This window comes from Mycobacterium sp. SM3041 (genome assembly GCF_039668335.1).
Lineage (GTDB): Bacteria > Actinomycetota > Actinomycetes > Mycobacteriales > Mycobacteriaceae > Mycobacterium.
The window spans coordinates 16,028-28,134 of sequence record NZ_JAYXBQ010000027.1 but is presented as its reverse complement, the minus strand read 5'-3'; the positions used below and the strand labels follow the sequence as shown (position 1 = coordinate 28,134).

The 12,107-nt window shown below is 67.1% G+C and carries 8 protein-coding genes and 2 riboswitches; of the genes, 6 read left to right on the top strand and 2 right to left on the bottom strand.

Annotation, left to right across the window (positions count from 1 at the left end; genetic code table 11):
* The first annotated feature begins 145 nt into the window (after positions 1-145).
* A complete protein-coding gene (clpC1, locus tag VXD91_RS07260; RefSeq protein ID WP_212807287.1) occupies positions 146-2,668 on the top strand; it encodes an ATP-dependent Clp protease ATP-binding subunit in 2,523 nt (840 codons plus the stop codon).
* Positions 2,669-2,716: 48 nt separating this feature from the next.
* Here clpC1 and VXD91_RS07255 read toward each other — a convergent pair whose 3' ends face one another.
* On the bottom strand, positions 2,717-3,172 hold the full coding sequence (locus VXD91_RS07255) for a hypothetical protein (RefSeq protein ID WP_133426367.1): 456 nt from the start codon (positions 3,170-3,172) through the stop codon (positions 2,717-2,719).
* A 129-nt stretch (positions 3,173-3,301) separates the two neighbouring features.
* A riboswitch (adenosylcobalamin (AdoCbl) riboswitch) is annotated at positions 3,302-3,386 on the top strand.
* A gap of 48 nt (positions 3,387-3,434) precedes the next feature.
* Here VXD91_RS07255 and VXD91_RS07250 point away from each other — a divergent pair.
* The 5 genes from VXD91_RS07250 to VXD91_RS07230 all read left to right on the top strand — a co-directional run bounded on the left by VXD91_RS07250 (position 3,435) and on the right by VXD91_RS07230 (position 8,713).
* The gene (locus tag VXD91_RS07250) at positions 3,435-3,650 is read left to right on the top strand and encodes a CbtB-domain containing protein (RefSeq protein WP_020100912.1); all 216 of its coding nucleotides are present in this window, start codon (positions 3,435-3,437) and stop codon (positions 3,648-3,650) included.
* 14 nt (positions 3,651-3,664) lie between these two features.
* Entirely contained in the window at positions 3,665-4,573 is a 909-nt protein-coding gene (locus VXD91_RS07245; RefSeq protein ID WP_318985407.1) for a CbtA family protein, read from the top strand.
* A 57-nt stretch (positions 4,574-4,630) separates the two neighbouring features.
* The gene (locus VXD91_RS07240) at positions 4,631-5,023 is read left to right on the top strand and encodes a YbjQ family protein (protein WP_318985408.1); all 393 of its coding nucleotides are present in this window, start codon (positions 4,631-4,633) and stop codon (positions 5,021-5,023) included.
* Positions 5,024-5,046: 23 nt separating this feature from the next.
* Positions 5,047-5,256: riboswitch (cobalamin riboswitch) on the top strand.
* Positions 5,257-5,370: 114 nt separating this feature from the next.
* A complete protein-coding gene (metE, locus tag VXD91_RS07235) occupies positions 5,371-7,644 on the top strand; it encodes a 5-methyltetrahydropteroyltriglutamate--homocysteine S-methyltransferase (protein WP_318985409.1) in 2,274 nt (757 codons plus the stop codon).
* 151 nt (positions 7,645-7,795) lie between these two features.
* Complete coding sequence (locus tag VXD91_RS07230) at positions 7,796-8,713, top strand: NADP-dependent oxidoreductase (RefSeq protein ID WP_135356468.1); 918 nt, start codon at positions 7,796-7,798, stop codon at positions 8,711-8,713.
* A 12-nt stretch (positions 8,714-8,725) separates the two neighbouring features.
* On the opposite strand, the gene VXD91_RS07225 is transcribed toward VXD91_RS07230, so the two are convergent.
* Entirely contained in the window at positions 8,726-12,106 is a 3,381-nt protein-coding gene (locus tag VXD91_RS07225) for a pyruvate carboxylase (RefSeq protein ID WP_346415106.1), read from the bottom strand.
* Position 12,107 lies beyond the last annotated feature (1 nt).

The window sequence follows — 12,107 nt, the reverse complement described above, 5'->3', positions numbered from 1 at the left end:
GCAGCGCTGAGTGGCCTTGCGAGCTAGGGGATACCGCAGGGCACGCATGGTCGCCGCCCATTAGAGTGGACGGTAGGCGCACAGCGTCGCGACACGCGAAGTGACGTGGCAGGAGCTGCGCTACGAGGGAGAGCAGGTAACACCGATGTTCGAGAGATTCACCGACCGGGCCCGCCGGGTCGTCGTCCTGGCTCAAGAAGAAGCCCGGATGCTCAACCACAACTACATCGGCACCGAGCACATCCTGCTTGGCCTCATCCATGAGGGCGAGGGCGTAGCTGCCAAGTCGCTGGAATCGCTGGGCATCTCGCTCGAGGGTGTGCGCAGCCAGGTCGAGGAGATCATCGGCCAGGGTCAGCAGGCGCCGTCGGGCCACATTCCGTTCACGCCGCGCGCCAAGAAGGTGCTCGAGCTGTCGCTGCGTGAGGCGCTGCAGCTCGGCCACAACTACATCGGCACCGAGCACATCCTGCTCGGCCTGATCCGCGAGGGCGAGGGCGTCGCCGCCCAGGTGCTCGTGAAGCTGGGCGCCGAGCTGACCCGCGTGCGTCAGCAGGTCATCCAGCTGCTGTCGGGCTACCAGGGCAAGGAGACCGCCGAGGCCGGTACCGGTGGCCGCGGTGGCGAGACGGGCAACCCGTCGACGTCGCTCGTGCTGGACCAGTTCGGTCGCAACCTGACCGCCGCCGCCGCCGAGGGCAAGCTCGATCCGGTCATCGGCCGTGAGAAGGAAATCGAGCGGGTCATGCAGGTGCTGAGCCGCCGCACCAAGAACAACCCGGTGCTGATCGGTGAGCCGGGTGTCGGTAAGACCGCCGTCGTCGAGGGCCTGGCGCAGGCCATCGTGCACGGCGAGGTCCCCGAGACCCTGAAGGACAAGCAGCTCTACACGCTGGACCTGGGTTCGCTGGTCGCCGGCAGCCGCTACCGCGGTGACTTCGAAGAGCGCCTGAAGAAGGTGCTCAAGGAGATCAACACCCGCGGCGACATCATCCTGTTCATCGACGAGCTGCACACGCTCGTGGGTGCGGGTGCCGCCGAGGGCGCCATCGACGCCGCCAGCATCCTGAAGCCGAAGCTGGCCCGTGGTGAGCTGCAGACCATCGGTGCGACGACGCTCGACGAGTACCGCAAGTACATCGAGAAGGACGCTGCCCTCGAGCGCCGGTTCCAGCCGGTGCAGGTGGGTGAGCCGACCGTCGAGCACACCATCGAGATCCTCAAGGGTCTGCGGGACCGCTACGAGGCGCACCACCGCGTCTCCATCACCGACGGTGCGCTGGTCGCGGCCGCGACGCTGGCCGACCGCTACATCAACGACCGGTTCCTGCCGGACAAGGCCATCGACCTGATCGACGAGGCCGGCGCCCGCATGCGCATCCGCCGGATGACCGCTCCGCCAGACCTGCGCGAGTTCGACGAGAAGATCGCCGATGCGCGCCGGGAGAAGGAATCGGCCATCGACGCGCAGGACTTCGAGAAGGCAGCCCGGCTGCGCGACTCGGAGAAGACGCTGGTCGCCCAGCGCGCCGAGCGCGAGAAGCAGTGGCGTTCGGGTGACCTCGACGTGGTCGCCGAGGTCGACGACGAGCAGATCGCCGAGGTCCTGGGCAACTGGACCGGCATCCCGGTCTTCAAGCTGACCGAGGCCGAGACCACGCGTCTGCTGCGCATGGAAGACGAGCTGCACAAGCGGATCATCGGCCAGGTCGACGCCGTCAAGGCGGTCTCGAAGGCCATCCGGCGTACCCGCGCCGGCCTGAAGGACCCGAAGCGTCCGTCGGGCTCGTTCATCTTCGCCGGCCCGTCCGGTGTGGGTAAGACCGAGCTGTCGAAGGCGCTGGCCGAGTTCCTGTTCGGCGACGACGACGCGCTCATCCAGATCGACATGGGTGAGTTCCACGACCGCTTCACCGCGTCGCGGCTGTTCGGTGCCCCTCCGGGCTACGTCGGCTACGAAGAGGGCGGCCAGCTCACCGAGAAGGTGCGCCGCAAGCCGTTCAGTGTGGTGCTGTTCGACGAGATCGAGAAGGCCCACCAGGAGATCTACAACAGCCTCCTGCAGGTTCTCGAGGACGGCCGCCTGACCGACGGTCAGGGTCGCACCGTCGACTTCAAGAACACCGTGCTGATCTTCACCTCGAACCTCGGTACGAGCGACATCAGCAAGGCGGTTGGTCTCGGCTTCACCCAGGGTGGCGGCGAGAACAACTACGAGCGGATGAAGCTCAAGGTGCACGACGAGCTGAAGAAGCACTTCCGCCCGGAGTTCCTGAACCGTATCGACGACATCATCGTGTTCCACCAGCTGACGCAGGACGAGATCATCCAGATGGTCGACCTGATGATCGGCCGGGTGTCCAAGCAGCTCAAGGCCAAGGACATGGAGATGGAGCTGACCGACAAGGCCAAGGCACTGCTGGCCAAGCGCGGCTTCGATCCGGTCCTGGGTGCCCGCCCGCTGCGTCGGACCATCCAGCGCGAGATCGAGGACCAGCTCTCCGAGAAGATTCTCTTCGAGGAGGTCGGCCCCGGTCAGCTGGTCACCGTGGACGTCGACAACTGGGACGGCGAGAGCAACAACACCGAGGATGCGGTGTTCACGTTCGCCGGCCGTCGCAAGGAATCGGCCGACCTGGCCGAGGCCGCTGCGACTGCCTCGGAGTAGTCAGCCAACGCGAAAAGCCCCCGATTCGTCGGGGGCTTTTCCGTTTGGTCAGCCGACGAGTTTCCCGTGCTCTTCGAACAGCGGGCGGTACTTCGCATCGCAGTTCTTGAGCGCCCAGTCGTTGAGCGCCTTCATGTTGTCCAGCATCGCGTCCATCTTGTTGGGATCGGCGAGGTCTTCGAGGTAGCGATGCGGTTCGGCGGGCGCTGCGGCGATGAGTTCACCCTGCGTGACGGGCGCGTCCTTGAGCAGGTCGTCGACGATCTGGCTCTGGTTTGCCGCACCGCTGCCGAATGCCGAGTTCATGTCGCGCAGCTTGCGGGCGACCAGCTTCGCGTCGAGCGTGCAGAAGTCGCCGGCGCCGCTGTTGCCGGCCGCGGCGGTCGCTCCGGCCGTGCCCGCGCTCGAGTTCGAACTGTGGCCGGCGGTGCCACAGCCGGCCACCGCGAGCGTGGCGGCGGTGGCGACTGTGCAGACCAATCTGGCCGTGGTGGCGAACAACATCGCAGTGCCTTTCCGTCGCTGTGCAGGGGGTCGAGATCGACGCTAAGCGCCCGGCGGTGCCACGGATATAAGGGAAGTCCCTACGGATCTGCGCGGACGGGAAACGGTTCGGTGTATCTTGATCCCGTTACGACGGTGCATGGAAGCCGGTGAGAATCCGGCACGGTTGCGCCACTGTGAGCCCTCTGCGGCGAGTCAGATCTTTCGCCGTCGTGCAGAACCGAACAAAGTAGGGGCGCGTGACCCCGTAGGAGGTTTGACCATGACGAGTATTGCGGTTTCCAAGCCGGGCGTATCGACCAAGGCGCTTTCGGCCACTCGAGTGGCAGTGCTGCTGGGCGTGACGATCTTCCTGGCCATGCTGGCGTACTACCTCGTCGGCATCGACGAGGGCATGATGTCGATGTTCGGCAAGACCGTCGTGGTCCACGAGTGGGTGCACGACTCGCGGCACTTCCTCGGCTTCCCCTGCCACTGACGCAAGGGACTTTCATGGAAATCCGCGTCATCGGGCGCGGAGCCCTCGCCGGCCTGGTCGCCGGCATTCTGGGGTTCCTGTTTGCCTGGATCTTTGCCGAGCCCACCATCGACAAGGCCATCGACTACGAATCCGGCCGCATGAACGTGCTCTCGACCGTGCACACGGCCATGGGCCATCCGGTCGAGCCGGACGGACCGGAACTGTTCAGCCGGTCCATCCAGTCGGGTATCGGTGCGGCCACCGGCATCATCGCGTTCTCGGTGGCGATGGGTGCGCTGGTGGCCGTCGCGTATCTGGTGCTGCACGGCCGGTTCCAGGTCCGGCCCAAGGTGCTGGGCTGGACCATCGCCGGTTTCGGCTTCCTGGGTGTGTACCTGCTGCCGTTCGTGAAATACCCGTCGAACCCACCCGCTGTCGGCCACGAATTCACCATGGAGGCCCGCGGTTTCCTGTACCTGGGAATGGTGTGGGGGTCGCTGACTCTGCTGGGCCTCGCGGTGTTCGCCGCGCGCAAGCTGTCCGCGAAGGTCGGCTGGGCGCGCGCCGTCGGTATCGCGGTGCTCGGGTTCTTCGTGCTGTACGGCGGCCTGCTGGCGGCGCTGCCGTCGCTGGGTGACCTGGCCGCCAATGTCGAGCACGCCGGCGAGTTCGGCTTCGCGCGCGCGGCAACCGAGACGCCGCAGCCGATCACCAACACGTTCGGGACGCCGGTGACCGTCGACGGCAAGGTCTATGCCCCCGGGCAGCTGATCTACCCCGGATTCGACGCCGACCTGCTGTGGAAGTTCCGGTGGTACTCGCTGATCGACCAGGCGTTGATCTGGACGGTCATCGGGCTGGTGTTCGGCGGGCTCGTCGAGCGCTACCTCGGTGGCACCAGGAAGGCCGCACCGGCGCAGGACGTGGCAGCCGCGCTCTGACGATTGCGGTTGCCGCGCACTACAGTTCGAGGCATACCGACACAGAAAGGCGGCAGCATGCTGGTTGTCACGACGAATGACCTGCCCGGGTGGGAGATTCAGCGGGTCTGCGGTGAGGTGTTCGGCCTCACCGTCCGGTCCCGGAACGCCTTCGCGCAGATGGGCGCCGGCTTCAAGGCGATGTTCGGCGGCGAGCTGCAGGGCATGACCAAGAACCTCGCCGAGAGCCGCAACGAAGCCATGGGCCGGCTGCTCCAGGAATGTCACGCCCGCGGCGGCAATGCGATCATCGGGATGCGGTTCGACACCACCGAGATCGGCGACGTCTGGACCGAGATCTGCGCGTACGGCACTGCGGTACAAGCGGTTCCGGTCACCGACGCCGCCCGCTACACCGCACAGCAGTTGGGTTACGGCGGCCCGGGTCCGGCACAGGGCCCGACAGGGTAGTCTCCACGGCGCAGCTGGTTTGCCAATGGCGCTTCGGCGTCTGCGGCATCGAATGGCGAAAATCGCCATGAGAGGGAACCCGGTGAGAATCCGGGACTGTCCCGCAGCGGTGAGCAGGAACGACCGCCGTCATCGGCACTGGTTCGTATCGAACTGGGAAGCGACGGCCACTAGGTGCACCCGAGGGTGCGTGCCCGCGAGTCCGAAGACCTGCCAGCTGTGCCGGATGCGCCGCGTCCGGCGGTGCATCGCCTCGTGGAATGGGCTGATCGCCGAGGGCGGTTTGTGCTGTCCTCGATGAATGTCCTTGGGCGGTGCGCACTTCCGTCGCATTTGAAGGACGTCAGTTGTCAACACCATTCACCGCAACCATTCTCGGCGCGCCCCGCATCGGTCCGAACCGTGAACTCAAGCGGGCCGTCGAACGCTATTGGGCGGGCCGGATCGACCGGGCCGCGCTCGAGGAAATCGCCGCGGGCCTGCGCCGCGAGACCATCGCCGCGTTGTCGGCCGCCGGACTGGATTCCATTCCGGTCAATACGTTTTCCTACTACGACCAGATGCTCGACACCGCGGTACTGCTCGGCGCCCTGCCGAGTCGCGCGGGCGGCATTGCCGATGATCTCGATCGCTATTTCGCGGCGGCTCGCGGGACGGCGGACATCGCACCGCTCGAGATGACGAAGTGGTTCGACACCAATTACCACTACCTGGTCCCGGAGATCGGCCCCGACACCACGTTCACACTGCATCCCGACAAGGTGCTGGCAGAGCTCAAAGAGGCTCAGGCGCAGGGTATTCCGGCCCGGCCGGTGATCGTCGGACCGATCACGTTCCTGGCGCTGAGCAAGGCCGTCGACGGCGCCGAGGCGCCCATCGGGCGCCTCGACGAGCTGGTGCCGCTGTATGCCGAACTGCTGGGCCGACTCGCCGCAGCCGGTGCCGAGTGGGTGCAGATCGACGAACCCGTCTTGGTCACCGACATCCTGGACGGCACTGCCAACGCCGCCGAATTGGCCGAGCACGTCTACGCGGTGCTGGCCGGCGCCGCAGATCGTCCGGCGATCCTGGTCGCGACCTACTTCGGCGAACCGGGGAACGTGCTGCCGGCGCTGGCCCGTACCCAGATCGACGGTATGGCAGTCGATTTCGTTGCCGGGGGTGACCAACCGACAGTCGGCATCCCGGGCCTCGCGGGCAAGCTGTTGGTGGCCGGCGTCGTCGACGGCCGCAACGTCTGGCGCACAGACCTGGAGGCCGCACTGTTCCGGCTGGAGTCAGTGCAGGAGTCGGCACGTTCGGTGGCTGTGTCCACGTCGTGCTCGACGCTGCACGTCCCGTACTCGCTCGAGCGCGAGGACGGTCTCGACGACGCGCTCCGTGGCTGGCTGGCGTTCGGTGCCGAGAAAGTCGACGAGGTCGCGACGCTGGCGACGGCGCTGCGCACTGGCCGGGGCTCGGTGGCCGCGCAGCTCGAGGCATCGAACCGGGCGGTCGCGTCACGCAGGCACGACCCGCGACTGCACAACGCCGCCGTCCGAGCCCGGCTCGACACGGTCCTGTCCGGTGGCATCAGCCGCGGGCCGGCCGCCGAACGGCGTACGGCACAAGACGCCCGCCTGCATCTGCCGGCACTGCCGACCACGACGATCGGTTCGTTCCCGCAGACCGTCGAGATCCGCAAGGCCCGGGCGGCGTTCGTCGCCGGCGAGATCGACGAGGCCGATTACATCGGCCGGATGAAATCCGAAGTCGAGACGGTGATCCGGTTGCAGGAGGAACTCGGCCTCGATGTGCTGGTGCACGGCGAGCCCGAGCGCAACGACATGGTGCAGTACTTCGCCGAGCAGCTCGACGGCTTCTTGACCACCAAGAACGGCTGGGTGCAGTCGTACGGCAGCCGCTGCGTGCGCCCGCCGGTCCTCTTCGGCGACGTCACCAGGCGGCAGCCGATGACGGTCGAGTGGGCGACCTACGCGCAGACATTGACCGACAAGCCCGTCAAGGGCATGCTCACCGGCCCGGTGACGATCCTGGCCTGGTCGTTCGTTCGCGACGATCAGCCGCTGGCGGACTCGGCCAACCAGGTGGCGCTGGCCATCCGGGACGAGACCGTCGATCTGCAGTCCGCCGGCATCGCGATCATCCAGGTCGACGAGCCGGCGTTGCGAGAGCTGCTGCCGCTGCGCAATGCCGACAAGGCGGCCTACCTGCAGTGGGCGGTCGACGCGTTCCGACTCTCGACGTCGGGCGTCAGCGACGCCACGCAGATTCACACGCACCTGTGCTATTCGGAGTTCGGTGAGGTGATCGGCGCCATTGCCGATCTCGATGCCGACGTGACGTCGATCGAGGCGGCACGCTCACACATGGAGGTCCTCGACGACCTCAACGGCATCGGGTTCTCGAACAGCGTCGGCCCCGGTGTGTACGACATTCACTCGCCCCGGGTTCCCACCACCGGCGAGATGGCGACATCGCTGCGCCGTGCGCTGGATGCCGTTCCGGCAGAACGGCTCTGGGTGAACCCGGACTGCGGGCTGAAGACCCGCAAGACCGACGAGGTTTCCGAGTCGCTGCGGCGCATGGTGCAGGCGGCACTGTTGGTTCGCGCCGGATAGCTCGCCGATGACTGCGCTCCGGAACCTGAGCCAGGTTCCGGAGCGCAGTTCTTTTCGGGTTCACGCGGCGGTGCGTCACCTGAAATAAAACCGGCTGCCCGAGCCTTGACCTTGCTGGGCCAGTGCCCGGAAACCGATTGGAGACGAATCGATGTCGCGAGTAGTGCAGTTCGCCGAATACGGCACACCTGAGGTTTTGCGAGTGGTCGATGTCGAGCCGCCGGCTCCCGGACCCACCCAGGTGCGAATCGCGGTACGTGCCGCGGGCGTCAATCCGATCGACTGGAAGATCCTCGGCGGATACATGCGCGAACTGATGCCGCTCGAGCTGCCCGCCGGTGTGGGGTCCGACGTGGCCGGCGTCGTCGACGCCGTTGGGTCCGAGGTGACCGAGTGGGCGGTTGGCGACGAGGTTCTGGGCCGGTCGACGACAGGTTCGTTCGCGGATCTTGCGCTGGCGGAAGCTGCCGAGCTCGTCCGTAAGCCTGAGGGCGTCAGCTGGGAAGTGGCGGGCTCGCTGGCAGGCGCGGGCGGCACTGCGTACACGGTGCTGGGGAAGCTCGGCGTCAAGGCGGGCGACACCCTGCTCATCCATGCGGCCGCGGGCGGCGTAGGTACTTTTGCCGTCCAGCTCGCAAAGGCTCAGGGTGTCAATGTCATTGGCACGGCGGGTGAATCCAACCACGAATACCTGCGTTCGCTCGGCGCGACGCCGGTCACCTACGGCGATGGTCTGCTCGAGAGGGTGCGGGCCGCCGCACCCGACGGAGTCGACGCCGTTCTCGACGCCTCCGGTCGCGGCGAGATTCCGTTGTCGATCGAGCTCACCGGCGATCCGGCCCGGGTGCTCACGCTGGTCGCCTTCGACCAGGCCGACACCGGCATCCAGGTGCACGCCGGTGGGTCCGGAAGCGAACTGGGCGCCGCCCTTCGCGAACTCGCGACGCTTGTCGCGCAGGAACGTCTTGCCGTCTCGATCAGCGAGACGTACCCGCTGACCGAAGCCGGTGCCGCGCTCTCGGCGAGCACGACGGGCCATGTGCACGGCAAGCTCGTCGTCGTGCCGTGAACACTACGACGGTCAGCTGACCACCACCAGCAGGTCATTGCCTTCGACACTGGCCGTGGGCGCCACCGCGAGCCGCGTGACGGTACCGGCTCTCGGCGACGTGATGGCTGCCTCCATCTTCATCGCCTCGATGGTGGCGACCGTTTGGCCGGCGCTCACCCGCTCGCCAACGGTCACCCCGATCGTCACGACGCCGGCGAACGGCGCCGCAACGTGGTCCGGGTTGCCGCGGTCCGCTTTCTCCACCGCGCGGACTGCGCTATCGATCGACCTGTCCCGCACCAGGATCGGGCGTAGCTGACCGTTCAACAGGCACAGCACCGTCCGCATGCCGCGGTCATCGGGCTCGGAGATGGCCTCGAGACCGATGAGCAGCTCGACGCCCTTCTCCAACTCGACGCGGTGCTCTTCGCCGCGGCGCAGCCCGTAGAAGAACTGGTTGGCGCTCAGGCGGGAGGTGTCGCCGAATTGTTCTCGATGCGTGCGGAATTCGCGGGTCGGACCGGGGAAGAGCAGCCGATTCAGGGCCGCTCGGCGGGTAAGACCGGGTTCCGCCAGTTCGGCGTAGTCCTCGACGGTGAGGGTTGCCGTCGGCCTGGTGTCGGACCTTCCGCGAAGGGCCTTGCTGCGCAAGGGTTCCGGCCAGCCGCCGGGCGGGTCGCCGAGCTCGCCGCGGAGGAAGCCGATCACCGAATCCGGGATGTCGCAGCGGTGCGGGTCGGCGGCGAACTCCCCGGCGCTCATCCCGGCGCCGACGAGCGCCAGCGCAAGATCACCTACCACCTTGCTCGACGGCGTCACCTTCACCAGCCTGCCGAGAGCGTGATCTGCTCCGGCATAGGCGTTTTCGATGTCCTCGAACCGGCCGCCCAGCCCGAGGGCGGCGGCCTGGGTACGCAGATTGCTGAGCTGCCCGCCCGGGATCTCGTGGGTGTACACGCGGCCGGTCGGTGCGGGCAGGCCCGCCTCGAACGGCGCGTAGACGCGGCGCAACGCCTCCCAATACGGTTCCAGCTCACAGACGTTTGCCAACGACAGACCGGTGTCGTGCGCGGTGTGCGCGGCTGCCGCAACGATCGACGACAGCGCAGGCTGGCTGGTGGTGCCGGCCAGCGGTGCCGCCGCCCCGTCGACTGCAGAGGCACCGGCCTGCCAGGCCGCGACGTACGTGGCCAGCTGTCCACCTGGGGTGTCGTGGGTGTGGACGTGTACAGGCAGGTCGAAACGGGATCGCAACGCCGACACGAGTTTTGCCGCCGCGGGTGGTCGCAGCAGACCGGCCATGTCCTTGATTGCCAGCACGTGGGCACCGGCATCGACGATCTGCTCGGCCAGCTTCAGCCAGTAGTCGAGCGTGTACAGCGTCTCCGCGGGGTCGGAGAGGTTGCCGGTGTAGGACATCGCGACTTCGGCCACCGCGGAACCGGTTTCGCGCACTGCATCGATCGCCGGCCGCATCGACTCCACGTTGTTCAGCGCGTCGAAGATCCGGAAGATGTCGATGCCGGTGGCGGTGGCCTCCTGTACGAACGCCGACGTGACCGATGTCGGATAGGGTGTGTAACCCACGGTGTTCCGGCCGCGCAACAGCATCTGGAGGCAGATGTTGGGCATCGCCTCCCGCAGCGCGGCCAGCCGCTCCCACGGGTCCTCTTTCAGGAACCGAAGCGCCACGTCGTAGGTCGCGCCGCCCCAGCACTCGACCGACAGCAGCTGCGGCGTCATGCGGGCCACGTACGGGGCCACCTTGACCAGGCCCGAGGTACGCACTCGCGTTGCGAGTAGCGACTGATGGGCGTCGCGGAACGTGGTGTCGGTGACCCACAGCCGCGGCGACTCCAGCAGGGCGGCCGCAAAGCGCTCTGGGCCGAGCTCGGTCAGCAGCTGCTTGCTGCCCGCCGGTGCCGGACCGTCGAGATCGATCTTCGGCAGCTTGTCTCGTGGATACACAGCCGACGGACGACCGCCATGCGGTTGGTTCACCGTGACATCCGCGAGGTAGTTGAGGATGCGGGTGCCGCGGTCCCCTGGGGTGTGGGCCGTCAGCAGTTGCGCACGCTCGTCGATGAACGATGTCGAAACCTTGCCTGCGGCGAAGTCCGGATCATCGAGAACCGCTTGCAGGAAGGGGATGTTCGTCGACACCCCGCGGATGCGGAACTCCGCGAGGGCGCGTCGGGCCCTCCTGACCGCCGTCGCGAAGTCGTGGCCGCGGCAGGTGAGTTTGACCAGCATCGAGTCGAAGTGGGCGCTGATCTCCGCACCGACGTTGGTGCCGCCGTCCAACCGGACGCCGGCACCGCCGGGAGAACGGTAGGCGGTGATCCGGCCGGTGTCGGGACGGAAACCGTTGGCGGGATCTTCGGTGGTGATGCGGCACTGCATGGCGGCGCCACGGATTCTGACGCGATCCTGGCTCAGCCCGAGCTCGGCCAACGACCGGCCGGCCGCGATCCGCAACTGGGCGGTGACCAGGTCGACGTCGGTGATCTCCTCGGTCACCGTGTGCTCGACCTGAATGCGCGGATTGCATTCGATGAACACATGGTGCCCGCGCTCGTCGAGCAGGAACTCGACGGTTCCGGCGCAGAAGTAACCGATCTGGCGCGCGAATGTCACCGCATCAGAACAGATCCGGTTCCGCAGTTCGTCGGTGAGGTTCGGGGCGGGGGCCAGCTCGACCACCTTCTGGTGCCGGCGTTGCACACTGCAGTCCCGTTCGAAGAGGTGGATCACCTCGCCGGTTCCGTCGGCCAGTATCTGCACCTCGATGTGGCGGGGGTTGAGGACCGCCTGCTCGAGGTAGACGTTCGGGTCACCGAAAGCAGACTCCGCTTCGCGCGACGCCGCCGCGATGGCCTCGGCCAGCGCGGCCGGCTCGGTCACCCGCCGCATGCCACGTCCGCCACCACCCGAGACGGCCTTGACGAACAGGGGAAACTCCATACCGGCTGCGGCCGTGAGCAATTCGCTGACTGACGCAGACGGAGCCGACGATGCGAGCGCCGGCAGGCCGGCGGTTCGGGCCGCGGCGATGGCGCTGGCCTTGTTACCGGTCAACTCCAGGACGCCGGCACTCGGGCCGACGAACGTGATGCCGGCCGCGGCGCACGCTGCCGCGAGTTGGGGGTTCTCCGAGAGGAATCCGTATCCCGGGTACACCGCGTCGGCGCCGGACAGCTGGGCCACCCGGATGATGTCGGGCACAGACAGATAAGCCCGAACGGGATGGCCAGGCTCGCCGATCTGGTAGGACTCGTCGGCCTTCAATCGGTGTGGGGAGTTCCGGTCCTCGTGGGCGTATACCGCCACCGTCGCGATACCCAGCTCATAGGCCGCCCGGAAGGCCCGGATCGCGATCTCACCCCGGTTGGCGACGAGGACTTTGGTGATG